Annotated in this window: 20 protein-coding genes; 7 read left to right on the forward strand and 13 right to left on the reverse strand. The window is 69.6% G+C overall.

Features of this window, described 5'->3' with window-relative positions; translation table 11 throughout:
* Positions 1-145: 145 nt before the first annotated feature.
* The 3 genes from ACZ67Q_RS09295 to ACZ67Q_RS09305 all read right to left on the reverse strand — a co-directional run bounded on the left by ACZ67Q_RS09295 (position 146) and on the right by ACZ67Q_RS09305 (position 1812).
* Positions 146-562, reverse strand: coding sequence for a DUF6113 family protein (locus ACZ67Q_RS09295; RefSeq protein WP_471178514.1), 417 nt, complete (start codon positions 560-562; stop codon positions 146-148).
* Entirely contained in the window at positions 562-1431 is an 870-nt protein-coding gene (mshB, locus tag ACZ67Q_RS09300) for an N-acetyl-1-D-myo-inositol-2-amino-2-deoxy-alpha-D-glucopyranoside deacetylase (RefSeq protein ID WP_471178517.1), read from the reverse strand. Before mshB ends, ACZ67Q_RS09295 begins: the two co-directional genes overlap by 1 nt.
* 186 nt (positions 1432-1617) lie before the next feature.
* Positions 1618-1812: a hypothetical protein gene (locus ACZ67Q_RS09305; protein ID WP_361628725.1), complete on the reverse strand. Its 195-nt coding sequence runs from the start codon at positions 1810-1812 to the stop codon at positions 1618-1620.
* A 156-nt stretch (positions 1813-1968) separates the two neighbouring features.
* Here ACZ67Q_RS09305 and ACZ67Q_RS09310 point away from each other — a divergent pair, with 156 nt between their 5' ends.
* Positions 1969-4080: a S9 family peptidase gene (locus ACZ67Q_RS09310; protein ID WP_471178519.1), complete on the forward strand. Its 2112-nt coding sequence runs from the start codon at positions 1969-1971 to the stop codon at positions 4078-4080.
* 130 nt (positions 4081-4210) lie between these two features.
* Here ACZ67Q_RS09310 and ACZ67Q_RS09315 read toward each other — a convergent pair whose 3' ends face one another.
* Genes ACZ67Q_RS09315 through ACZ67Q_RS09335 form a run of 5 tightly spaced genes read right to left on the reverse strand, consistent with a single transcriptional unit; the run spans position 4211 to position 9814 of the window.
* Positions 4211-5302: an ABC transporter ATP-binding protein gene (locus ACZ67Q_RS09315; protein ID WP_471178521.1), complete on the reverse strand. Its 1092-nt coding sequence runs from the start codon at positions 5300-5302 to the stop codon at positions 4211-4213.
* A complete protein-coding gene (locus ACZ67Q_RS09320; protein ID WP_471178524.1) occupies positions 5295-6269 on the reverse strand; it encodes an ABC transporter ATP-binding protein in 975 nt (324 codons plus the stop codon). Before ACZ67Q_RS09320 ends, ACZ67Q_RS09315 begins: the two co-directional genes overlap by 8 nt.
* A 7-nt stretch (positions 6270-6276) precedes the next feature.
* A complete protein-coding gene (locus ACZ67Q_RS09325) occupies positions 6277-7257 on the reverse strand; it encodes an ABC transporter permease (RefSeq protein ID WP_471178526.1) in 981 nt (326 codons plus the stop codon).
* The gene (locus ACZ67Q_RS09330; RefSeq protein WP_471178529.1) at positions 7250-8173 is read right to left on the reverse strand and encodes an ABC transporter permease; all 924 of its coding nucleotides are present in this window, start codon (positions 8171-8173) and stop codon (positions 7250-7252) included. The genes ACZ67Q_RS09325 and ACZ67Q_RS09330 overlap by 8 nt, the downstream gene beginning before the upstream one ends.
* 6 nt (positions 8174-8179) lie before the next feature.
* Positions 8180-9814 carry a peptide ABC transporter substrate-binding protein gene (locus tag ACZ67Q_RS09335; RefSeq protein WP_471178531.1) on the reverse strand — a complete coding sequence of 545 codons (1635 nt, stop codon included), beginning with the start codon at positions 9812-9814 and terminating at the stop codon, positions 8180-8182.
* Positions 9815-10203: 389 nt separating this feature from the next.
* Between ACZ67Q_RS09335 and ACZ67Q_RS09340 the strand changes: the two genes are divergently transcribed.
* The 6 genes from ACZ67Q_RS09340 to ACZ67Q_RS09365 all read left to right on the forward strand — a co-directional run bounded on the left by ACZ67Q_RS09340 (position 10204) and on the right by ACZ67Q_RS09365 (position 16906).
* The gene (locus ACZ67Q_RS09340; protein ID WP_471178533.1) at positions 10204-10740 is read left to right on the forward strand and encodes a hypothetical protein; all 537 of its coding nucleotides are present in this window, start codon (positions 10204-10206) and stop codon (positions 10738-10740) included.
* A 361-nt stretch (positions 10741-11101) separates the two neighbouring features.
* Entirely contained in the window at positions 11102-12988 is a 1887-nt protein-coding gene (locus ACZ67Q_RS09345; protein ID WP_471178535.1) for an ABC transporter substrate-binding protein, read from the forward strand.
* Positions 12989-12991: 3 nt separating this feature from the next.
* Entirely contained in the window at positions 12992-14017 is a 1026-nt protein-coding gene (locus ACZ67Q_RS09350) for an ABC transporter permease (RefSeq protein ID WP_471178538.1), read from the forward strand.
* Positions 14014-14913: an ABC transporter permease gene (locus ACZ67Q_RS09355; RefSeq protein ID WP_471178541.1), complete on the forward strand. Its 900-nt coding sequence runs from the start codon at positions 14014-14016 to the stop codon at positions 14911-14913. Before ACZ67Q_RS09350 ends, ACZ67Q_RS09355 begins: the two co-directional genes overlap by 4 nt.
* Positions 14910-15920: an ABC transporter ATP-binding protein gene (locus ACZ67Q_RS09360; protein ID WP_471178544.1), complete on the forward strand. Its 1011-nt coding sequence runs from the start codon at positions 14910-14912 to the stop codon at positions 15918-15920. The genes ACZ67Q_RS09355 and ACZ67Q_RS09360 overlap by 4 nt, the downstream gene beginning before the upstream one ends.
* Positions 15917-16906, forward strand: coding sequence for an ABC transporter ATP-binding protein (locus tag ACZ67Q_RS09365; protein ID WP_471178547.1), 990 nt, complete (start codon positions 15917-15919; stop codon positions 16904-16906). The genes ACZ67Q_RS09360 and ACZ67Q_RS09365 overlap by 4 nt, the downstream gene beginning before the upstream one ends.
* 110 nt (positions 16907-17016) lie before the next feature.
* Here ACZ67Q_RS09365 and ACZ67Q_RS09370 read toward each other — a convergent pair whose 3' ends face one another.
* The 5 genes from ACZ67Q_RS09370 to ACZ67Q_RS09390 form a co-directional block, all read right to left on the reverse strand.
* On the reverse strand, positions 17017-18165 hold the full coding sequence (locus tag ACZ67Q_RS09370; protein WP_471178550.1) for an ABC transporter ATP-binding protein: 1149 nt from the start codon (positions 18163-18165) through the stop codon (positions 17017-17019).
* Positions 18158-19216, reverse strand: a complete 1059-nt coding sequence (locus ACZ67Q_RS09375) for an ABC transporter ATP-binding protein (RefSeq protein ID WP_361628767.1) — start codon at positions 19214-19216, stop codon at positions 18158-18160. Before ACZ67Q_RS09375 ends, ACZ67Q_RS09370 begins: the two co-directional genes overlap by 8 nt.
* An 11-nt stretch (positions 19217-19227) precedes the next feature.
* Positions 19228-20163 carry an ABC transporter permease gene (locus ACZ67Q_RS09380; protein ID WP_471178552.1) on the reverse strand — a complete coding sequence of 312 codons (936 nt, stop codon included), beginning with the start codon at positions 20161-20163 and terminating at the stop codon, positions 19228-19230.
* A complete protein-coding gene (locus ACZ67Q_RS09385; RefSeq protein ID WP_471178555.1) occupies positions 20156-21088 on the reverse strand; it encodes an ABC transporter permease in 933 nt (310 codons plus the stop codon). The genes ACZ67Q_RS09380 and ACZ67Q_RS09385 overlap by 8 nt, the downstream gene beginning before the upstream one ends.
* Before the next feature lie 164 nt (positions 21089-21252).
* Entirely contained in the window at positions 21253-22872 is a 1620-nt protein-coding gene (locus tag ACZ67Q_RS09390) for a peptide ABC transporter substrate-binding protein (RefSeq protein ID WP_471178558.1), read from the reverse strand.
* Positions 22873-23286 lie beyond the last annotated feature (414 nt).

The raw sequence follows: 23286 nt of genomic DNA on the forward strand, positions 1-23286 counted from the left end.
TCGCTGGGGTGTCCCCCCGGCTCGGAAGAGCTTGGGGGAGGCTCGGCGGCGCGCACCACCATACTGGCCACTTCTGACCCGTATCCCACGACCGCTGGGGAAACCCACACGGGACTCGCACGAGGACGCGGTGGCGAAGGGGACGTCACTTGCCAAGTCGGGCGGGGTGCGCCCCGGGTTGCCGCCCCGCACCCAGGGTGGCGCAGATCACAGCCACGGCCATGCCGCCGAGCAGGAAGAGATACGACCCGCCGCCGGCGCCGAACAGGAAGTCACCTTCCGGACGGCTGGCGGTGAGGAGGACGACGGTGACCATCCAGCCGGCGACGGGCGCGACGGCCCCGGCCCGGCTGCCGACGGCGCGCGCCCCGCCGAGGAAGAGTCCCGCCGCTCCGGCGAGCGCCAGCAGCAGCCCGCCCGGGAACCAGCCGGCCTGCACCAGCGCCCCGGCCACGGCGACGACCCCGCCGAGCACGAACAGGCCCAGGTAGGCGGCGGCCCGCCCGGGGGACGGCGGCCGCAGCGGCTGGGCGAGGGGGGAACCCGATCCACGCTGCTCCATCACGCCTCCCCGACCCCGGCGAACAGGTCGCTCTCGAAGGCGCCCCCGCGCTCTCCCGGCTCGCCCTGCACCAACTCGTAGTACTCGGTGGTGAACAGCGGCTGCGCCAGCTCATTGGAGAGCACGAAGTACGGCTGCCCGGAGGCGACCTCGATCTGGGTGGCGTGCGCGGTCATCGCGGCGGCCTTGGCGGCCGAGTGGGCGCTGCCGTCGACGGCGGTGGTCACCCGGTCGTCGGCGACGACACCGGGTACGTCGTCGACCGTGGCCGTCTTGGTGAACGGCAGCCCCGGCAGTTCCTGCTGGAGGCGGGCGAAGGCGTCGTCGGCGACCGTGCGCGGCACCCGGTTCCAGTAGATCTTGGGGATGCGCCAGCCGGCGTCGGCGGCGAGTTCGGCGGCACGCATGGCGACGCGGTGGGCCTGGATGTGGTCGGGGTGGCCGTAGCCGCCGTCGGCGTCGTAGGTGACGAGGACCTGGGGCCGCACCTCGAGGATCACCTCGACGAGGTGTCCGGCGGCCTCGTCGACGTCGGCCTGCCAGAAGCAGGCGGGGTCGTCGTTGTCGGGCAGGCCCATCATCCCGGAGTCGGCGTAGCGCCCGGGGCCGCCGAGCAGCCGGTGGTCCTCGACGCCGAGTTCGCGTATGGCGGCGGCCAGCTCGCCCAGCCGGTGCCGGCCCAGCGCGGCGCCGGTCAGATCCCGCAGCTCGGGCGGGATGACCTCGCCGCGCTCACCGAGGGTGCAGGTCACCAGCGTGACACGGGCGCCCTCGGCGGCGTACTTGGCCATGGTGGCGCCGTTGTTGATCGACTCGTCGTCAGGGTGCGCGTGCACCAGCAGCAGGCGTCGGGAGGGCAGAGCGGTCATGGGGCCACCCTAGGCCCTGTCGTCACATTCGCGTCGTCCGCCCGGAGGGCGGGCCCGGTGGCGTCTGGTGCGTGTGATCGCAAGGCGCCGGGCAGACGGGAAGGTGACGGCAGGGCCTTGCGGGTGGCGGCCCATGACGGCCCGCGAAACCCCCGGGCAGGGCGGCCCGGGGGGTGGTACGGCGGCTCAGAACTTGATGCTGCCGATCATTCCCGCGATGTTCGAGGTCAGGTCGCTGATGGTGGGCGCGACCGTGGAGGATGCGAGATAGAAGCCGAGCAGCATGCAGACGATCGCGTGCCCCGCCTTCAGCCCGGACTTCTTGATCAGCAGAAAGACGATGATCGCCAGCAGCACCACCGCCGAAATCGAGAGTGCCACGGCGGTTCACCTCCAGACAGAGCAGGGCACCTTGTAATTCCATGCAATCGCCGACAGGTTCATACCCACACAGCGTTAGTGATCATAGCTATACGTACTCGCGCATGGCTCGGCGCACGGGCGCACAAGGGGGCTCATGGCCAATATGGTCGGGGCATGACGAGCGAGCCTGACTCCTTCCCGCGGCGGCATGCCCGCACCCAGCGCTTCACCCTCGGCGCGCCGCGTTCGTTCACCGTCGCGCCCGACGGTTCCCGTGTCGTGTTCCTGCGGTCGTCCTCCGGTACCGATCGGGCCGGCGCGCTGTGGGTCCTCGACGTGGCCGACGGCGCCGAGCGCCTGGCGGCCGACCCGTACGCCCTGCTCGGCGGGGCCCTGGAGGACCTGTCGCCCGAGGAACGGGCGCGCCGCGAGCGCAGCCGGGAGGGCGGCGCCGGCATCGTCGGCTACGCCACCGACGCGGCCGTCGAGCTGGCCTCTTTCGCGTTGTCGGGGCGGCTTTTCACGGCCGAGCTGCGGGCCGGCACGGCACGTGAACTGCCCGTTCCGGGGCCGGTGGTCGACCCGCGTCCCTCCCCCGACGGGCGCCATGTCGCCTACGCCGCGGGCGGCGCCCTGCGGGTGGTCGGCGCGGAGGGCGAGGGCGACCGGGCGCTGGCGGAAGCGGAATCCGAGGGGGTGAGCTGGGGGCTGGCCGAGTTCATCGCCGCCGAGGAGATGTCACGTTCGCGGGGTTTTTGGTGGTCGCCGCAGTCGGACCGGCTGTTGGTGGCGCGCGTGGACGACACGCCGGTGAGGCGCTGGTGGATCGCCGACCCGGCCCATCCGGAACGTGAGCCACATCATGTCGGCTATCCGGCGGCGGGGACGGCGAACGCCGAGGTGCGGCTGTTCGTGGTCGGGCTCGACGGGGTGCGCACGGAGGTCTCCTGGGACCGGGCGCGCTACCCGTATCTGGCGCGAGTGCACTGGTCAGCGGCGGGGGCGCCGCTGCTGCTGGTGCAGGCGCGGGACCAGCGCAGCCAGCTGTATCTGGCGGTGGACCCGGACACCGGGGCGACCCGGATGGTGCACGCGGATGAAGATCCGATTTGGCTGGAACTTTTCGCCGGAGTGCCGGCCTGGTCGCCCTCCGGACGCCTGGTCCGGATCGCGGACGAGGGCGGGGCGCGGGTCCTCGCGGTCGGCGAACGCCCGCTGACCAACGCGCAGTTGCACGTCCGCGCGGTACTCGACGTCGCCGACGAGGACGTCCTGGTCTCCGCGTCCGCGGGCGAGGAGGCGCAGGCGCCGGAGACCGGCGAGGTGCACGTCTACCGGGTGAACGAGCTGGGCTGCGAGCGCCTCTCGCAGGAGCCCGGCGTGCACTCGGCGGTGCGCGCCGGGGGTGTGACCGTCCTGGTGTCGGCGACGCTCGACCGGCCCGGCGCACGGGTGCAGGTGCTGCGGGACGGCAAGCCGGTGGCGACTGTCCCCTCTTTCGCAGAAGATCCCGGTCTGTCCCCGCGTGTGACGCTCACCGAGGGGGGCGCACGAAGGATCCCGTGCGCCGTGCTTATGCCTACGGACTACCCCGGTGACACCCCCCTGCCGGTGCTCCTCGACCCCTATGGTGGCCCGCACGGTCAGCGGGTGGCCGCCGCGCACAACGCGCATCTGACCTCGCAGTGGTTCGCCGACCAGGGCTTCGCCGTCGTCGTGGCGGACGGCCGGGGCACACCGGGGCGCTCGCCGGCCTGGGAGAAGGCAGTCCACCGCGACTTCACGGTGACCCTGGACGACCAGATCGAGGCGCTGCACGACCTGGCACAGCGCTACCCGCTGGACCTGACCCGGGTCGCCATCCGCGGCTGGTCCTACGGCGGTTACCTCTCGGCCCTCGCCGTACTGCGCCGCCCGGACGTCTTCCGGGCCGGCATCGCGGGCGCCCCGGTCACCGACTGGCGGCTGTATGACACGCACTACACCGAGCGCTACCTGGGCGACCCGGGCGCCGACCCGGCGCCGTACGCGCACAGCTCCCTGGTGGACGAAGCCGGCCTGGTCTCCCCCGCCGAGCCGCACCGTCCGCTGATGCTGATCCACGGCCTCGCCGACGACAACGTCGTGGTCGCCCACTCGCTGCGCCTGTCCTCGGCGCTGCTGGCGGCGGGCCGCCCGCACGAGGTGCTCCCCCTGTCGGGGGTGACCCATATGACCCCGCAGGAACAGGTCGCGGAAAACCTGCTCCTGCTCCAGGTGGACTTCCTGCGCCGGGCGCTCGCATAGGGGTACAAACATCCGCGAACTCCGTTAACACACCGGCAACTTCGCGGAAGCGGCACCGATATACGGACGCGGGAGACTGATCAGCGTACGGCCGTGCGGGTGCCGTGAGCGGGCCGGGGTGGCAGTCATGTCACCCCGGCCCGTCTCCCTGTTGCGGCGGGCGCCGCTCGGTGGGCACCTCGGGCGGCCGGCCGGGGCGGTCCTCCGCGGGGACGACCTGTTTCTCCTCGGCGAAGTGGCAGGCCGAGGGGTGGGCGGCCCGGCCGCCGGGCAGATGGGGCGGGATCGTGAGGAGCGGCACCTCCAGGGCGCAGCGTTCGCGGGCCTTGAAGCAGCGGGTGCGGAAGCGGCAGCCGGAGGGGATGTTCGTCGGGGACGGGACGTCACCGGCGAGGATGATGCGCTCGCGGTACTCGCGGGCCTCCGGGTCCGGGACCGGGACCGCGGAGAGCAGCGCCTGGGTGTAGGGGTGCGTCGGGTGGTCGTAGATCTCCTCGTCCGTGCCGATCTCGACGATCCGGCCCAGGTACATCACGCCGACCCGGTCCGAGATGTGCCGGACGATCGACAGGTCGTGCGCGATGAAGACGTAGGAGAGGTCGAACTCGCTCTGCAGGCGGTCCATCAGGTTGATGACCTGCGCCTGCACCGACACGTCCAGCGCCGAGACCGGCTCGTCGGCGACGATCACCTCCGGGCGCAGCGCCAATCCCCGTGCGATGCCGATGCGCTGGCGCTGGCCGCCGGAGAACTGGTGCGGGTAGCGGTTGATGTACTCCGGGTTCAGACCGACGACGTCCAGCAGGTCCTGCACCTTGCGGCGCCGGTCGCCCTTGGGCGCGACCTCGGGGTGGATCTCGTACGGCTCACCGATGATGTCGCCCACCGTCATGCGGGGGTTGAGCGAGGTGTACGGGTCCTGGAACACCATCTGGATGTTGCGGCGGACCGCCTTCAGCGCGCGCCCGGACAGCTTGGTGACGTCCTCGCCCTTGTAGCGGATCCGCCCGGCCGTCGGCCGTTCCAGGTTGACCAGCATCTTGGCGACCGTGGACTTGCCGCAGCCGGACTCGCCGACGATGCCGAGGGTCTCGCCGCGGCCGAGCGTGAAGTCGACGCCGTCGACGGCCTTCACCGCGCCGACCTGCTTCTTGAACAGGATGCCCTGGGTGAGCGGGTAGTGCTTGACCAGCCCGCTCACCTCGAGGATCGGCTCAGCCATGCAGGCACTCCCTCCAGAAGTGGCAGGCGCTGCCGCGCTCTTCGGACACCTCGTACAGCGGCGGCACGTCCGTGCGGCACACGTCCCGGGCCATGGGGCAGCGCGGGTGGAAGGCGCAGCCGGGGGGGATGTTCATGAGGTTGGGCGGCAGGCCCTTGATGGCGTACAGCTCGTGGCCCTTCTGGTCCAGCCGCGGGATCGAGTCCAGCAGGCCGCGGGTGTACGGGTGGGCGGGCGCCTTGTAGATGTCGTGCACCGGCGCCGACTCCACGATGCGGCCGGCGTACATCACGGCGATCCGGTCGGCGACGTCGGCGACCACGCCGAGGTCGTGGGTGATGAGGATCAGGCCCATGTTGTACTCGCGCTGGAGGTCGGCGAGCAGTTCCATCACCTGGGCCTGGACCGTCACGTCGAGGGCCGTGGTGGGCTCGTCGGCGATGATGAGCGCGGGTTCCAGGGCCAGCGCCATGGCGATCATGATTCGCTGGCGCATGCCGCCGGAGAACTGGTGCGGGTACTGGCGCACGCGCTCCGCGGCGGCCGGGATGCGCACCCGTTCCATCAGCTCCACGGCCTTGGCGCGGGCGTCCTTGGTCGTCATCCCGCGGTGCACGACGAACATCTCGCCGAGCTGGTCGCCGACCGTCATCACCGGGTTGAGGGAGCTGAGGGCGTCCTGGAAGATCATCGCCATTCCGGCGCCGCGGATCTTGCGCCGCTCGTCCTCCTTCAGCTTCAGCAGGTCCTGGCCCTGGAAGAGGATCTCGCCGCCGGTGATCCGGCCCGGCGGCATGTCGAGGATGCCCATGACGGTCTGCGCGGTGACCGACTTGCCGGACCCGGACTCACCGAGCACGGCGAGCGTCTCCCCCGCTTCCACGCCGTAGGTGACCCCGTTGACGGCCTTGGCGACCCCGTCCCGCGTCCGGAACTCCACGTGCAGGTCACGCACTTCGAGCAGCACGGGCGACTCACCTCAGCTTCGGGTCGAGGGCGTCGCGGACCGCGTCGCCGAGCATGATGAAGGCCAGGACCGTGACGGCCAGGGCGCCGGAGGGCCACAGCAGGGCGTGCGGGGCGTTGCGGACGTAGGGCGCGGCGGCGGAGATGTCGATGCCCCAGGACACGCTGGGCGGTTTCAGGCCGACGCCGAGGAAGGACAGGGTGGCCTCCAGCGCGATGTACGTGCCGAGCGCGATGGTCGCCACGACGATCACCGGGGCGACCGCGTTGGGCGTGATGTGCCGCAGCAGGATGCGGGAGCTGGAGGCGCCGAGGGCGCGGGCGGCCTGTACGTAGTCGTTCTGCTTGGCGGTGATGACCGAGCCGCGGGCGATGCGGGAGATCTGCGGCCAGCCGAGCAGCACGATGAAGCCGACGACCGGCCAGACGGTGTTGCTGGTGACCACGGACAGCAGCACCAGGCCGCCGAGGACGACCGGGATCGCGAAGAAGATGTCGGTGATACGGGACAGGAACCCGTCCCAGGCGCCGCCGAAGTACCCGGCGAGCCCGCCCAGCACACTGCCGAGCAGCGCGACGCCGAGCGTGGCGCACACACCGACCGTCACCGACGTACGGGCGCCGTAGACGGTGCGTGTGTACACGTCGCAGCCCTGGCCGTCGTAGCCGAAGGGATGGCCGGCCGACGAGCCCTGCTGGGCCTTGGCCAGGTCGCACTTGAGGGGGGAACCGGAGGCGATGGCCGACGGCCACAGGGAGATGAAGACCAGGAAGAGGATGATGATCCCGGAGATCAGGAACACCGGGTTGCGGCGCAGGTCGCGCCACGCGTCGGACCACAGGGAACGCGGCTTGGCCTGCGGCCCGGTGCCCTCGGGACCGCCGGGTGTCTTCTCCAGCGTCGTGGCTTCGCTGGCCGCGAGGTCCATCGCACCGCCCATGCCGGTGCCGGCGATGGCGCCCTCGGGCTCGTACGGCTGCTCAGGCATAGCGGATCCTCGGGTCGAGTACGGCGTACAGCAGGTCGACGACCAGGTTGGCGACCAGGAAGACCAGCACGAGGACGGTCACGAACCCCACGACGGTCTGGGTGTTCTGCCGCAGGATGCCCTGGTAGAGCTGGTAGCCGACGCCGTGGATGTTGAAGATGCGCTCGGTGACGATCGCGCCGCCCATCAGGGCGCCGATGTCCGTGCCGATGAAGGTGACGACGGGGATGAGGGAGTTGCGCAGCAGGTGCCGGACGACGACCCGGCGCCGCGGCAGGCCCTTGGCGATGGCGGTGCGCACATAGTCCGAGCGCCGGTTCTCCGCGATGGAGGTGCGGGTGAGCCGGGTGACGTAGGCCAGGGACACCGACGCCAGCACCAGGCCGGGCACGATCAGCTCGTTGAAGGGTGCCTCGGACGACACCGAGGGGCGGATCCAGCCCCACTGCACGCCGAGCAGCAGCTGGAGCAGCAGACCGGTGACGAAGGTGGGCACGGAGATCACGACGAGCGTCGCGAGCAGCACCCCGGTGTCGACGGGCCGGCCGCGCCGCAAGCCGGTGACGACGCCGAGCGTGATGCCGATGACGATCTCGAAGAGGATCGCGACGACGGTGAGCCGGATGGTCACCGGGAACGCCGTGGCCATCAGCTCGGTGACCTCCTGGCCGTTGAACGCCGTACCGAAGTCGCCGGTGAAGACGTTCCCCATGTAGGTCAGGTATTGCTGCCACACCGGCTTGTCGAGCCCGAACTCCGCCTTCAGTTGGGCGGCGGTGGCCGGGTCGCACTGCCGCTCGCCGCACAGTCCCGCGATGGGGTCGCCCATCACGTTCACCATCAGGAAGATCAGCAGCGTCGCCCCGATGAACACCGGGATCATCTGGAGCAGGCGCCGGACGACGTAGCGTCCCATGACCGGTCAGCTCACCTTGATCTCGTTGTACACGGGCACGCTGAACGGGTTCAGCGTCACGTTGGACAGGCGGTCCGACCAGCCGGCGCTGCCGTTCTGGTACCACAGCGGGATCGCGGCCATGTTGTCCCGCACGACCCCCTCGGCCTGCTGGAACAGGCCGACGGCCTTGGCGGTGTCGGTCTCCTGGTTGGCCTTGTCGACCAGACCGTCGAACTGCTTGTTGGACCAGTGCCCGTCGTTGGACGAGGCGTTGGTGTAGTACAGCGGCTGCAGGAAATTCTGGATGAGCGGGTAGTCCATCTGCCAGCCGGCGCGGAAGGGGCCGCTCATCTTCTTCTGCGTGATCTGGTTGCGGAAGTCGGCGAAGGTGCCGACCGGGTTGCCGACGCACGCCTTGGTGTTGCCCAGCGCGTTGTTGATGGAGTTGCACACGGCGTCGACCCACTGCTTGTGGGAGCCGGTGTCGGCGTTGTAGCTGATCTTCACCTGGCCGCCGGGGAGGCCGCCGCCCTGCTGGACGTACTTCTTGGCCTCGGCCGGGTCGTAGTCGCAGAACTTGCCGCACAGGCCCGGCTTGTAGCCGCCCGCCGCGCCGAGGACGGGCGAGGTCCAGTCGGTGGCCGGGGTGCGGGTCTTCGCGAAGATCGTGTCGGTGATCTGCTTGCGGTTGATGGCCATCGACAGGCCCTGGCGCAGCTTTTCGGAGTTCGGCTTGTTCCACTTCGCGTCGTAGAAGGGGAACGACAGGGTCTGGATGATGCCGGCCGGGGTGTTGAGGTAGCGGTCGCCGAGGTCGCTCTTGACGTTCTTCAGCTGGGCGGCCGGGACGTCGTCGACCAGGTCGAGGTTGCCGGCCATCAGGTCGGTGTAGGCGGTGTTGTTGTCGGTGTAGACCTTCAGGTCGACGCCGCCGTTCTGCGCCTTGTCCGTACCCGGGTAGCCGTCCCACTTGCGCAGCGACATCTGCGAGCCCTTGGCGTACGACTGGATGGTGTACGGGCCGTTGCCGATCGGCTTCTTGATCCAGCCGGCGTGGTCGGTGAAGAACGCCTGCGGAAGCGGGGCGAAGGCCGGGTAGCCGAGGGTGTCGGGGAAGGTGGAGAACTTCTGGCTGAGCTTGACGGTGAAGGTCTTGTCGTCGACGACCTTCAGCCCGGACAGGGTGTCCGCGCTCTGCTTGCCGGCGTCGGGGTGGACCTTGTCGTAGCCGTCGATGTAGCCGAAGAAGTAGGCGTTCTTCTGGTTGTTCTTCAGGCTCGCGCCGTAGTTCCAGGCGTCGACGAAGGACTTGGCGGTGACCTTCTCGCCGTTGGAGAACGTCCACCCGGGCTTGATGGTGATCTTGAAGTTCTGGGAGTCGGAGGTCTGGATCGACTGGGCGAGCATGTCCTCGGCCTTGCCGGTGTGCGGGTTGTACCGCTTCAGGCCGCGGACGATCATGTCGAGGACCTTGCCGCCCTGCACCTCGTTGGTGTTGGCGGGCTCCAGCGGGTTCTGCGGGTCGCCCCAGGAGGAGCTGAGGACGCCGCCGCCGTTGCCGCCACCGCTGCCGCTGTCTCCCCCGCTTCCGCAGCCCGTCGCCGCGAGGACTACCGCGGCCGCGCAGGCGGCCCAGGTGGCGTGCGTGGCTCCGCGCATGGAGTGCCTCCTCGTCCCTGCGCCCCTGACCGGGCGACGCGGTGCCGCCGGCGCCGGGGCGCTGATCGTTACGGCCACTATCCGCTTGAATGCCACATACCTCACATTCACGCCATCCGTCCGGGGCACGGGTCGCCCGTCCGGGTGCATGCGCCGGACCGCGCGGGAAGGGGCGCAGCGGCTGGAGATCCGGAGCCTCGGCGCACCGGACGCCGAGGCGGATCCCGGGCGCGATGACGCGCCGGGCGCCGTGCGCGAAGCTCAAGAGTCACTCAGATCCCTTCCCTCCCAGTGGAGTTGGGAGAAGTATCTGGCGTGTTCTCTTCAAGTCGGCGCGCCGGGACACGACCGGTCCGACGGCCGGCCCGTATCTGCCTGAGAGGCGATCCATGAAGCGTGTGATGAGCGCGGCCCTGTCCACCGCGCTGCTCGGCTGCGGCGCGGTGGCGGTCTCCGCCCCGACGGCGGCCGCCGGCATCCGCTGCGACGACAACCCCATCTACAGCATCGGCGACAAGAAGACGGTGTGGGAACCGACCAACGTGCACAGCGACTGGGCGCGGCCGGGCGTGACCATCAGCTACGCCAAGAACAAGACGGGCAGCTGGACCGCCACCGGCACGGCCACGCTGGGCACCGAGGCCGGCGTCATCTTCGCCAAGGCGTCGACGTCCTTCAGCGTCTCCGTCGGCAAGACCTGGACGAAGTCGGACACCTGGACCTACTCGGCCACGGTGCAGAAGAAGGCCGGCAAGACCAAGGGCCGCCTGATGATGTACCACGAGGCCAAGGGCTTCAGCGTCACCAAGTACCACCTGGAGCCCAACGGGCAGCAGCAGTGCGTGAAGCACAAGATCTGGAAGAAGTCGGGCATCGTCGCCCCCGCCAAGCGCAACAACAACCTCTGGGGGATCCAGTACGGGTGAGCCCCGCCTCAGGAGCTCCTGAGGGAACCGGCACATACGGGAGGGCGCCGGTTCCACCCCCTGCCCCGTCGGACCGTGTCCGGCGGGGTTCTCGTTTGCCGGGAGTTCTCCCGAAGGACCGTCAGGGCTTCACCTGGGGGGCTTCAGTGGACTGGACCAATGGGGTGTTGCGGAGGTCGACCGAACGCTGTTTTCGCAGGCAGCAAGGGGTTTGACGGACCGTTGACGTGCGCAGACAGCCACTGATAGACACAGCCGTCCCCGGGCGAGCGGCCACGATCAGACACAGCTGTCCCTGAGCGAGCGGCCACTTCCGGACACTGCCGTCTCCCCAGCGAGCGACGACGCGAGGTCACGTTCCATGAAGCGAAACGATCAGCACGGACCCGTAAGAGCCCCGAACGGAATGGAAGTCCGATCAGCTCGCGGAGCGCGACCCGCCACCCGCCTCGCCGCCGCGGCGGGCACCGCCGCACTGGCCCTGACCGCCGCCCTCGCCACCCCGCTCGCTCCCGCGCCGGCGCAGGCCGCGGCGGCGGACGGCGGCCCCAAGGTGCTCACCGTCGCCGTCGCGCAGAGCGTCGACTCGCTCAGCCCCTTCCTCGCCACCCGCCTGCTCTCCACGAGCATCAACCGGCTGATGTACGAGTACCTCACCGACTACGACCCCGGCGACGCGCACGCGGTCCCGGGCCTCGCCACCCGGTGGGCGCCCTCGGCGGACAAGCTCACCTGGACCTACACCATCCGCTCCGACGCCACCTGGTCCGATGGGCAGAAGGTCACCGCCGAGGACGCGGCGTGGACGTTCACCAAGATGATGACCGACGAGTCCGCCGCCACCGCCAACGGCAGCTTCGTCACCAACTTCCGCAAGGTGACCGCCCCCAGCCCCACCCGACTGGTCATCGAGCTGAAGAAGCCGCAGGCCACCATGACGGCGCTGGACGTGCCGATCGTGCCCAAGCACATCTGGGAGAAGGTCGGCGACTTCTCCAAGTTCAACAACGACAAGACCTTCCCCGTCGTCGGCGACGGCCCGTTCGTGCTCGCCGACTACAAGCCCGACAGCTACGTACGGCTCAAGGCCAACAAGAAGTTCTGGCGCGGCGCCCCCAAGTTCGACGAGCTGGTCTTCAAGTACTACAAGGACGGTGACGCCGCCGTCGCCGCCCTGCAGAAGGGCGAGGTGTCCTTCGTCGGCAACCTCACCCCCGCCCAGGCCGCCGCCCTGAAGAACCAGCGGAACGTGAAGGTCAACGACGCCCCCGGCCGCCGCTTCTACGCCCTCGCCGTCAACCCCGGCGCCCGCGCCAAGGACGGCACCCGCTTCGGTGACGGCAACCCCTCGCTGCTGGACCAGCGGGTGCGGCAGGCGCTGTTCCTCGCCGTCGACCGCAAGACGCTCATCGACAAGGTCTTCCAGGGCCACGCCGTCGAGGGCGCCGGCTACATCCCGCCGCGCTTCGCGACGTACTTCTGGAAGCCGTCCGGCGCACAGGAACTGGCGTACGACCCGGCGAAGGCCGGCCAGCTCCTCGACCGGGCCGGCTACCGGAAGAACGGCTCCGGGCAGCGCGTCGGCAAGGACGGCAAGCCGCTCACCTACCGCCTGCTGTGCCATGCCACCGACCCCAACGACAAGGCCGTCGGCCAGTATCTGAAGGAGTGGTGGGGCAAGCTCGGCATCGGTGTCCGCCTGGACTGCCTGGACAACGTCAGCGACCCCTGGCTCGCCGGCACCTACGACCTCGCCTTCGACGGCTGGTCGGTCAACCCCGACCCGGACTTCGTGCTGTCCATCCACACCTGCGCCGCCCTGCCCGCCGACCCGAAGAAGACGGGCGCGACCGACAATTTCATCTGCGACAAGCAGTTCGACGACCTGTACGCCCGTCAGCTCGCCGAGTACGACGCGGCCAAGCGGGCGGACCTGGTCAAGCAGATGGAGTCGCGGCTGTACGACACCGGGTACATGAACGTCATGGCATACCCGAACGCGATGGAGGCCTACCGCACCGACCGGATCGCCTCGATCGAGACGATGCCCAGGGCCGCGGGCAACATCTACGGCCAGGACGGCTACTGGAGCTGGTGGTCGGCGACGCCCGCCGCCTCGAACGGCTCCTCCGACTCGGGCAGCTCGACCGGCGTGGTGGCCGGGATCGTCGCGGGCGTGGTCGTCCTCGTGGGCGCCGCCGGCTTCCTCGCCCTGCGCCGCCGCTCCACCGCCGAGGACCGCGAGTAGCCCATGACCGCCACCGCCCTCCCGACCGCTGCCGTCCGGCGCCCCTCGCCGGTCCCGTACCTGCGCTACGGGGCCGGCAAGCTGGCCGGCGCCGCCGTCTCGCTGCTGGCCGTGCTCGTCACCGGCTTCTTCCTGTTCCGCCTCATCCCGGGCGACCCGGTCCGCACGATGACCGGCGGCCGCCCCATCTCGGCCGAACAACTGGCCGCCTACCGCCGGGAGTTCGGGCTCGACCTGCCGCTGTGGCAGCAGTTCACGGACTACTGCGGCAAGGCCCTCACCGGCGACCTCGGCACCTCCTACCAGTTCCGCGCCCCGGTCCTCGACAAGATCACCGAGGCGCTGCCCCACACCCTGCTGCTCACCGGCACCGGGTTCGTGCTCTACACCCTGCTCGGCGTCTTCCTGGGCACCCGAGCGGCCTGGCGGCGCGGCAGCCTCGGCGACCGCTTCCACACCGGGCTGGCCCTGACCCTGTACTCGGTGCCGTCCTTCTGGCTGGGCCTGCTGCTCATCATCGTGCTGTCGGTCGGCATCGGCCCGCTCCCTGGGCTCTTCCCCACCGGCGGCATGGAGACCGGCGGAAAGGAAGGCTTCGCCTACGTCCTCGACGTCGCCCACCATCTGATCCTGCCGGTGCTCACGCTGGTCGCCGTCGAGTACGGCCAGACCCTGCTGGTGACCCGCTCGGCGCTGCTGGACGAGATGGGCAGCGACTATCTGACGACCGCGCGGGCCAAGGGGCTGCGCGACGACCTGGTGCGGCGCCGGCACGCGGTGCCCAACGCGCTGCTGCCGACCGTCACCCTCGTCTTCGTCAACCTCGGCCGGACCGTTGCCGGCGTGATCCTGGTCGAGACGGTCTTCTCCTGGCCCGGCCTCGGCGGCCTGTTCTACCAGGCGCTCAGCGTGCCCGACCTGCCGCTGGTGCAGGGCCTGTTCCTGTTCTTCGCCGCGGCGGTGATCGTCATGAACACCCTGGCCGACCTGGTCTATCCGCTGCTCGACCCGAGAGTGGGACGGACATGAGCGCCTCCACCGTGACCGGGCTCGCCTGGCAGCGCCGGCGGCGGGCCGCAGCGGGCTTCTGGCGCCGGTACCGCACCCACCGCGCGGGCCTGGTGGGCCTCGTGGCGCTCGCTCTCCTCGCCCTGCTCGCGCTGAGCGCGCCGCTGACGGTCGGCCCGGACGTGGCGAGTGTGACCGGCGCGCCGGGCCGGCCGCTGGAGAGTCCGAGCGGGGAGTTCTGGCTGGGCACCGACCGCTTCGGCCGCGACCTGCTGGGCCTGCTGGTGTGGGGCTCGCGGGTGTCGCTGCTGGTGGGCCTGCTGGCGGCGGTGCTGTCGGTGGCGATCGGCGCGGTCGTGGGCATCACCGCCGGGCACTTCCGGGGCGCGTACGCCACCGTGCTGATGCGGGTCACGGACTGGTTCCTGGTGATGCCGACGCTGGTGCTGGCCATCGCGCTGGCCACCGTGATGTCCCGCTCGCTCGGCACCGTCGTCCTGGCGATCGGCGTCACCACCTGGCCGACGACCGCGCGACTGGTGCGGGCGCAGACCCTCGCGGTGGAGTCACGGCCGTACATCGAGCGGGCGAAGGCGCTCGGCGGCGGGCACTGGCACATCATGACCCGGCACGTGCTGCCCAATGTGATGCCGCTGGTGCTGGCGCAGACGACCCTGATGATCTCCTCCTCCATCCTCGCCGAGGCCACCCTCGCCTTTCTCGGGCTCGGCGACCCGACCGTGGTGTCCTGGGGCGGGATGCTCCAGGAGGCGCGGGAGGCGGGCGCGGTCAGCTCCGGCGACTGGTGGTACCTGGTGCCGCCCGGCATCGCGATCGCGGGGGTGGCGCTGGCGTTCACGCTGTGCGGACGGGCCGTCGAGGCCGTCCTCAATCCCAGGCTGGGGGTGGCCCGATGACGCTGCTGGAGGTGCGGGACCTGTCGGTGACGTACCCGGGCGGGGCGGCCGCCGTACGCGGCGTGGACCTCACGCTGGAGGCCGGGCAGAAGCTCGGCGTCGCGGGCGAGTCCGGCTGCGGCAAGTCCACCCTGGCCCTGGCGCTGCTGCGGCTGCTGCCGGCGGGCACACGGATCACCGGCCGGATCGCGCTGGACGGCGAGGACGTACTCAGTATGCGCTGGGGGCGGCTGCGCGCGGTGCGCTGGGCGGGGGCGTCGATCGTGTTCCAGGGCGCGATGCACTCCTTGAACCCCGTGCACCGGGTCGGCGACCAGATCGCCGAGCCGGCCCTGCTGCACGGCCGGGCCACGCCCGCCGCCGCCCGGGCACGGGCCGGGGAACTGCTGGAACACGTGGGGCTGCCGGCCGCGCGCGCCTCGGCCTTCCCGCACGAACTGTCCGGCGGTCAGCGGCAGCGCGTGATGATCGCCATGGCGCTGGCCTGCGGGCCCCGGCTGATCGTCGCGGACGAGCCGACGACCGCGCTGGACGTGATGATCCAGGCGCAGATCCTGAAGCTGATCGAGCACTTGGTCGCCGACCAGGACCTGGGCCTGATCATGATCAGCCACGACCTCGCCGTCCTGGCCGACACCTGCGACCGGCTGGCGGTGATGTACGCCGGCCGGGTGGTCGAGGAGGGCCCGGCCCGCTCGGTGTACGAGGAGGCCCGTCACCCCTACGCGAAGGCCCTGTCGGCGGCGTTCCCGCGCATCGGCGACCCGGCGTCCCGGTTCGCGCCGGCGGGCCTGCCCGGTGACCCGCCGGACCCGGCCGCCCTCCCCGCCGGCTGCGCCTTCCACGCCCGCTGCCCGGTGGCCCTGCCGGTGTGCGCGGCCGACGACCCGCCCCTGCGGGACGCCGGTCCGGGCCGCTCGGCGGCCTGCGTGCACGTCACCGGCGTACCGGACGAGGACGCGGACGCCGGGGGCCTGCCGTCCGAGAACGCGAGGAGCACCCCATGACGACACCGCCGCTGCTCAGCGCCCAGGGCCTGCACGTGACCTTCCCCGGCCGGCGGGGGGCGGGCCCCGCCCGCGCGGTCGACGGGGTGGAGCTCGACATCCGCCCCGGCGAAATCGTCGCACTCGTCGGCGAGTCCGGCTGCGGCAAGTCGACCCTGGCCCGGGCACTGCTGGGCCTGGTGAAACCGACGGCGGGACAGATCTCGTACGACGGACGGGAGCTGTCCTACTCCTCCCGTGCCCTGCGCGCCTACCGCCGCCAGGTGCAGCTGGTCCTGCAGGACCCCAGCGGCTCCCTCAACCCCCGGCACACGGTCTACGACGCGGTGGCGGAGGGCCTGCGCATCCACGGGCACGCCGGGGACGAGCGCGCGGCGGTCGCGGAGGCGCTGTCCCGCGCGGGACTGCGTCCCCCCGAGCGCTTCTTCCTGCGCTACCCGCACGAACTGTCCGGCGGCCAGCGGCAGCGGGTGGTCATCGCGGGCGCGCTGGTCCTTCAGCCCCGGCTGCTGGTGGCCGACGAACCGGTGGCGTCCCTGGACGCGTCGGTGCGCGGCGAGATCCTCGCCCTGCTGCTCCGCCTGCGCACGGACCTGGGCCTCGCGGCACTGGTGGTGACCCACGACCTGGGCCTGGCGTGGAACATCGCCGACCGGGTGGCGGTGATGTACCTCGGCCGGATCGTGGAGACGGGAACGGTGGAAGAGGTACTGACGGCTCCCCGTCACCCGTACACCCAGGCCCTGCTCTCGGTCCTCCCCGAGGCCCCGGGCACCCCGCTCATCCTGACGGGCGAGCCCCCGGACCCGTCCCGTATCCCCTCCGGCTGCCGCTTCCACGCCAGATGCCCCCTCCTGGCGAGCGGCGAGGCGGAGCGAGCCGGAGTGGCGGAAGCCTGCCGCACGAAGGACCCGGGTGTCCTGAACCCCGGTACGGAAGCGCAGTCGGCCTGCCATGTGTCCGCAAGGGGATCGGTACCGACCTGAGGGGCGCGGGGAACTGCGCCACCAGCCACTACGGCGCCGCACCCGAGAAACCAAAGTTCCCGGCACCCCAGAACAAGGGGCACCGGGAACAACGGCTCAGCCGACGGCGGTCACACCGCGTGGACGACGTCCTTCTCCTCGGCGAAGTGACACGCCGACTCGTGCGCCGCAGGTGTGTCCTCCCCCTTGAACCGCTCGGGGATCGCGAGGACCGGCACCTCCTGCGCACACTTGTCCTGCGCCTTCCAGCACCGGGTGCGGAAGCGGCAACCCGACGGCGGGTTGGCCGGCGACGGCACATCACCGGTGAGGATGATCCGCTCGCGGTGGTCGCGCGCGTCCGGGTCCGGGACCGGGACCGCGGAGAGCAGCGCCTGGGTGTAGGGGTGCGTCGGGTGGTCGTAGATCTGCTCGTCCGTGCCGATCTCGGCGATCTTGCCGAGGTACATCACACCGACGCGGTCCGAGATGTGCCGGACGATCGACAGGTCGTGCGCGATGAAGATGTAGGACAGGTTGAACTCGTCCTGCAGGCGCTCCATCAGGTTGACGACCTGCGCCTGGACGGACACGTCCAGCGCGGAGACCGGCTCGTCGCAGATGATGATCTCGGGGTTCAGGGCCAGGCCGCGGGCGATGCCGATGCGCTGGCGCTGGCCGCCGGAGAACTGGTGCGGGTAGCGGTTGATGTACTCCGGGTTCAGACCGACGACATCGAGCAGCTCCTGCACCTTGCGGCGCCGGTCGCCCTTCGGGGCCACCTCGGGGTGGATGTCGAAGGGCTCACCGATGATGTCGCCGACCGTCATACGCGGGTTGAGCGAGGTGTACGGGTCCTGGAACACCATCTGGATGTTGCGGCGGACCGCCTTCAGCGCGCGCCCGGACAGCTTGGTGATGTCCTGGCCCTTGTAGAAGATCTCACCCGCGGTGGCGCGCTCCAGGTTCATCAGGAGCTTGGCGACCGTGGACTTGCCGCAGCCGGACTCGCCCACGATGCCGAGGGTCTCGCCCTGGTACAGGTCGAAGGAGACACCGTCGACGGCCTTGACCGCGCCGATCTGCTTCTTGAACAGGATGCCCTGGGTCAGCGGGAAGTGCTTCTTCAGGTCACGCACCTGGAGGATTGGCTCGCCGCGCGAGACGGGCGCCTCGATGGCGGCGACCGCTTCCTCCTCGGAGTGGGCGTCGACGACGTCCACCTCGGAGACGTTCGGCGTGGCGTCCGGCTGCTCGTCGTTCTTGCTGAGCTCAGCCATGGAGCGTCTCCTTCCAGAAGTGGCAGGCCGAGGCGCGGCCCGGCAGGTCCGTGCCGTCCTGCTCGGTGACCGGCGCCAGCACCGGGACCTGCTCGCGGCAGATGTCCTGGGCCTTGGGGCAGCGCGGGTTGAAGGCGCAACCGGTCGGAATGCGCAGCAGGTTGGGCGGCAGACCCTTGATCGCGAACAGCTCCTGGCCCTTCTGGTCCAGGCGCGGGATGGAGTCCAGCAGACCCCGCGTGTACGGGTGCGCGGGGCGCTTGTACAGCTCGTGGACCGGGGCGCGCTCCACGATCCGGCCCGCGTACATGACCGCGATCTTGTCCGCGACGTCGGCGACGACGCCGAGGTCGTGGGTGATGAGGATCAGACCCATGTTGTACTCGCGCTGCAGCTCCGCGAGCAGGTCCATGACCTGGGCCTGGACCGTCACGTCGAGGGCCGTGGTCGGCTCGTCGGCGATGATCAGGTCCGGCTCCAGCGCCAGCGCCATGGCGATCATGATGCGCTGGCGCATACCGCCGGAGAACTGGTGCGGGTAGTCGTTGACGCGGGCGGCCGCGGCCGGGATCTTGACCTTGTCCATCAGCTCGATGGACTTGGCCTTGGCGTCCTTCTTGGACAGACCCTGGTGGATGCGGAACATCTCAGCGAGCTGGTAGCCCACGGTCAGCACCGGGTTCAGCGAGCTGAGCGCGTCCTGGAAGATCATCGCGATACGGCGGCCGCGGATCTGGCGGCGGTCCTCGGCGGACATCTTCAGCATGTCCTGGCCGCGGAAGAGGATCTCGCCCTGCGGGATCTTCGCCGGCGGCATGTCGAGGATGCCCATGATGGCCTGCGCGGTGACCGACTTGCCGGAGCCGGACTCGCCGAGCACGGCGAGGGTCTCGCCCGCGGAGACGCTGTAGTTGACGCCGTTGACGGCCTTGACCACGCCCTCGCGGGTGTGGAACTCGACGTGCAGGTCACGCACTTCGAGCAGCGGACCGCCGTCGGCGCCCTCGCCACGCGGCGAGGGCACGGAAGTGGTGTCTTCGATGATGGTCACGTACGCCTCCCTCAGCGCGACTTCGGATCGAGGGCGTTGCGGACGGCCTCACCGAGCATGATGAACGCCAGCACCGTGATGCTGAGCATGATCGACGGGTAGAGCATGATGTACTGCGCGACGCGGATCTGGTTGCCGCCGTCGGAGATGTCGTTGCCCCACGAGACGCCGTTCAGGCCCAGGCCCAGGAACGACAGCGTCGCCTCGGCGCCGATGTAGACACCCAGCGAGATGGTGGCGACGACGATCACCGGCGCGACCGCGTTGGGCAGCACATGGCGGAACAGGATCCGGCTGGTGGAGGCACCGAGCGCCTTGGCCGCGTGGACGTAGTCCGTGGCCTTGACGGTGATCACCGAACCACGCATGACACGCGCCGTCTGCGTCCAGCCCAGGAAGGCCAGGGCGGTGATGACGACGGGGATGTTGCGCTCCGTGAAGGAGTTCAGCATGACCATCGCGCCGAGCAGGAACGGGATGCCGAAGAACATGTCCGTGATGCGGGACAGCACGGCGTCGAGCCAGCCGCCGAAGTAGCCGGCGAGCATGCCGACCAGACCACCGAAGACGGTGACGGCCAGCGTGGTGCCCGCGCCGACGAGCAGCGAGGCGCGGGTGCCGTAGATGGCACGGGCGTACACGCTGCGGCCCTGGGCGTCGTAGCCCAGCCAGTCCTCGGCGAAGACCTTGCCGTAGTGCGGGTGCTGGAGGTAGTGGGCCGCCAGGTCCTTGTTGTTCGGGTCGGCGCCCGTGAACAGGCTCGGCCAGGCCGCCATCACCATCAGCAGGACGATGAGCACGGCCGAGACGATGAACACCCAGTTGGTGCGCAGGTCCCGCCAGGCGTCGCCCCACAGGCTGCGGGTCTTCTCCGGCTTGCCCGCGGGGGCGCCGCCTGCGGCGACGGCGACGACGGGCTCGTCTGCGGTCTTGGTCAGCTCAGGCATAACGGATCCTCGGGTCCAGAACCGCGTACAGCAGGTCCACGATCAGGCTGGTGACGAGGTACACGAGGACGAGGATGGTGACCAGGCCGACCAGCGTGGTGCCCTCACGGCGGGTGATCGAGTCGGCGATGGTGCCGCCGACGCCGTGGATGTTGAAGATGGACTCGGTCACGACCGCGCCGCCCATCAGGGCACCGAGGTCGGTGCCGAGGAAGGTGACGACGGGGATGAGCGAGTTGCGCATCAGGTGCACACCGACGATACGGCGGCGGGGCAGGCCCTTGGCGACGGCGGTGCGGATGTAGTCGGCGCGCAGGTTCTCCGCGATCGAGGTCCGCGTCAGCCGTGCCACATAGGCCAGAGAGGCGCTCGCCAGCACGATGGCCGGCAGCAGCAGCTGGTTGAGGTTCGTGTCGTCGTTGACCGCCGGTTCCAGCCAGCCGAGCTGGAAGGCGAACACCGTCTGGAGGATGTAGCCCAGGACGAAGACGGGGACCGAGATCAGCAGCAGCGTCACGAACAGGATGACGGTGTCGGCCCACTTGCCGGCCCGCATGCCGGAGACGACGCCGAGGACGATGCCGAGGACCGCCTCGATGACGAACGCCAGGCCGGACAGGCGCAGCGTCACGGGGAAGGCTTCGCCCAGGATTTCGGTGACCGGACGCCCGCTGGCGATCTGGTTGCCGAAGTCGAAGTGCAGAACGATGCCCTTCATGTAGTCCCAGTACTGGACCAGAACGGGCTTGTCGAGGCCGTACTCGTGCCGCAGCGCCCGAAGGACCGCCGGGCTCGTGCCCTTGTCACCGAAGAGCCCCCGCACGGGATCGCCGGGCAGGGCGTAGACCATCAGGAAAATCAGCAGGGTTGTCCCGATGAAGACCGGGATCATCTGGAGCAGTCGTCGTGCGACATAGCGCCCCATGGTGCCTCCATGTCAGTCACAGCGGCAGGCCCTTTCCACCGCACACGAACGGCTCCCCCGAGCTTGTCCGTACGTGTGCGGTGAAAAGGGCCCCCCGGCCTGTTGTCGGCCGACGCCGTGCCGCACCCCGCCGGGTGCGGCACGGCAACGCTGTTCGCCAGCGGTTACTTCTTGACCTGAACGCCGGTCAGGATCGGGTCACCGTCCTGGGCGTACTTGACACCGGAGACCTTCTCCGAGTAGCCCGCGTTGACCTTGTAGTACCAGAGCGGGATGCTCGGCATGTACTTCGGCAGTTCCTTCTCGATCTGCTGGTACTGCTTCTCCGAGTCCTCCAGCGTCTTCGCCGCGTCAGCCTTGGCGATCAGATCGTCGATCTGCTTGCTGTTGAAGTCACCCTGGTTGCCGTCGGCCTTGGAGCCGAACAGGTCGCGGATGAAGTTGGAGATGAACGGGTAGTCGAGCACCCATCCGGAGCGGTACAGCGACTTGACCTGCTTGGCGTCACGCGCGTTGGTGTCCGCCTGGAAGTCGGGCTTGGAGTCGCCGGTGCACGCCACGCCGGTCGCCTTGGTGATGGAGCCGCAGACGGCCTCCACCCACTCCTTGTGACCGCCGTCCGCGTTGAACTGGATGGAGATCTTGTTGCCCGGAACGCCGCCGCCGGCCTTGATGAGCTCCTTGGCCTTGGCGGGGTTGTACTTGGTGATGTCGCCCACGGCGTTCGGCTCGTAGCCGAGGACGCCCTTGGCGACCCAGCCGGTGGCCGGCTCACGGGTGCCCTGGAGGACGGTCTTGGTGATGGTGTCCCGGTCGATCGCCATCGACAGACCCTGCAGGACGCGCGGGTCGATGTTCTTCCACTGCGGGGAGTAGTACGCCACCGCGATGGTCTGGATGGCGGAGTACGCCTGGTCCACGGCACGGTCGCCGAGGTCGGCCTTGTAGACCGGGAGGTCACGCGGGGCGACCTGGCGCATCACGTCGAGGTTGCCGGACTTGAGGTCCTGGTAGGCGGTCTCGAGCTTCGCGTAGTTCTTGAAGATCACACCGCCGTTCTTGGCGGCGTTCGGGCCCTTGTAGCCGTCGAACTTGGCGACCTCGATCTGCTTCTTGTGGTCCCACTTGACGAACTTGTAGGGACCGTTGCCGATCGGGTGCTCGCCGGCCTTCTTCGGGTCGGCGTAGAAGGACTCGGGCAGCGGGTCGAAGACCTCGTAGCCGAGCTTGTACACGAAGTACGGGATCGGCTTGGACAGCGTGATGGTGAAGGTGTTGTCGTCGACGACCTTCAGGCCGGACATCTCGGTGGCCTTGGCCTTGCCGCTCTCCGGAGCGACGTCGGCGTAGCCCTGGATGTCGGCGAACCAGGCGCTGTTGGTCTGCTTGTTGGCCGGGTTGGCCGCCCAGTTCCACGCCTTGACGTAGGACGTGGCGGTGACCGGGGTGCCGTCGTGGAAGGTCCAGCCCGGCTTCAGCTTGACCGTGAAGGTCTTGTTGTCGGTCGTGTCGATCGACTGCGCGTTGACGTTGACGATCTTGCCGCTGCTGTCGTAGTCGACGAGCCCGGAGAACAGCGACTTGATGACGATGCTGCCGTTGGACTCCATGGTGTTGGCCGGCTGCAGCGGGTTCTGCGGCTCGCCCACCTCGACCGAGAACTTGCCGTTCGGGTCGATCGCGGCCTTGCTGTCGCCCTTGTCGCTGCCACCACCACAGGCGGTCGCACCAAGCGCCACAACCGCGGCTATCGCGACCCACTTGGCGCTCTTCGCACCGCGCATGGGTTCCTCCTTATGAGTCCTTTGGTTCACCGCATAGAGGGGCACGCGTCACACCACCGTCATGGACGGCGCAGATGGTGAGGTGTCCCCCCGCTCGCGAGTCGGCGCCGCAGCTGGCGTGACCCGAGATCCGAGCTCTACGCGCCTAACTATCTGCCATGGGCCACCGACCGAACCACACCCCTAAGGTCTCGGTTCGATCACACCTGTCGCCTACTTCTTCCAAAATCCGGACAAACAGTTTGCAGATAGATCGCTGCGAAACGGACTTGTTACACATCTATCGGTGATCACTGTCCGTATTCCGGACGCAAGGGTGGGAAAAAGCAGTTGCGGCTACAGTGGCCGCCGTGCAGGGCGCTTCACGCTGCCCGAAAGAGAGGCGTCCGCGCCCGAACGGCAAAGGGCCACTGG

Source organism: Streptomyces sp. NPDC036813 (assembly GCF_055609245.1).

Bases quoted from the DNA above. Each gene is read 5' to 3' on its own strand.
- ACZ67Q_RS09295 (WP_471178514.1), bottom strand. From the start codon at position 562: ATGGAGCAGCGTGGATCGGGTTCCCCCCTCGCCCAGCCGCTGCGGCCG.
- mshB (WP_471178517.1), bottom strand. From the start codon at position 1,431: ATGACCGCTCTGCCCTCCCGACGCCTGCTGCTGGTGCACGCGCACCCT.
- ACZ67Q_RS09310 (WP_471178519.1), top strand. From the start codon at position 1,969: ATGACGAGCGAGCCTGACTCCTTCCCGCGGCGGCATGCCCGCACCCAG.
- ACZ67Q_RS09315 (WP_471178521.1), bottom strand. From the start codon at position 5,302: ATGGCTGAGCCGATCCTCGAGGTGAGCGGGCTGGTCAAGCACTACCCG.
- ACZ67Q_RS09325 (WP_471178526.1), bottom strand. From the start codon at position 7,257: ATGCCTGAGCAGCCGTACGAGCCCGAGGGCGCCATCGCCGGCACCGGC.
- ACZ67Q_RS09330 (WP_471178529.1), bottom strand. From the start codon at position 8,173: ATGGGACGCTACGTCGTCCGGCGCCTGCTCCAGATGATCCCGGTGTTC.
- ACZ67Q_RS09335 (WP_471178531.1), bottom strand. From the start codon at position 9,814: ATGCGCGGAGCCACGCACGCCACCTGGGCCGCCTGCGCGGCCGCGGTA.
- ACZ67Q_RS09340 (WP_471178533.1), top strand. From the start codon at position 10,204: ATGAAGCGTGTGATGAGCGCGGCCCTGTCCACCGCGCTGCTCGGCTGC.
- ACZ67Q_RS09345 (WP_471178535.1), top strand. From the start codon at position 11,102: ATGAAGCGAAACGATCAGCACGGACCCGTAAGAGCCCCGAACGGAATG.
- ACZ67Q_RS09350 (WP_471178538.1), top strand. From the start codon at position 12,992: ATGACCGCCACCGCCCTCCCGACCGCTGCCGTCCGGCGCCCCTCGCCG.
- ACZ67Q_RS09355 (WP_471178541.1), top strand. From the start codon at position 14,014: ATGAGCGCCTCCACCGTGACCGGGCTCGCCTGGCAGCGCCGGCGGCGG.
- ACZ67Q_RS09360 (WP_471178544.1), top strand. From the start codon at position 14,910: ATGACGCTGCTGGAGGTGCGGGACCTGTCGGTGACGTACCCGGGCGGG.
- ACZ67Q_RS09365 (WP_471178547.1), top strand. From the start codon at position 15,917: ATGACGACACCGCCGCTGCTCAGCGCCCAGGGCCTGCACGTGACCTTC.
- ACZ67Q_RS09370 (WP_471178550.1), bottom strand. From the start codon at position 18,165: ATGGCTGAGCTCAGCAAGAACGACGAGCAGCCGGACGCCACGCCGAAC.
- ACZ67Q_RS09380 (WP_471178552.1), bottom strand. From the start codon at position 20,163: ATGCCTGAGCTGACCAAGACCGCAGACGAGCCCGTCGTCGCCGTCGCC.
- ACZ67Q_RS09385 (WP_471178555.1), bottom strand. From the start codon at position 21,088: ATGGGGCGCTATGTCGCACGACGACTGCTCCAGATGATCCCGGTCTTC.
- ACZ67Q_RS09390 (WP_471178558.1), bottom strand. From the start codon at position 22,872: ATGCGCGGTGCGAAGAGCGCCAAGTGGGTCGCGATAGCCGCGGTTGTG.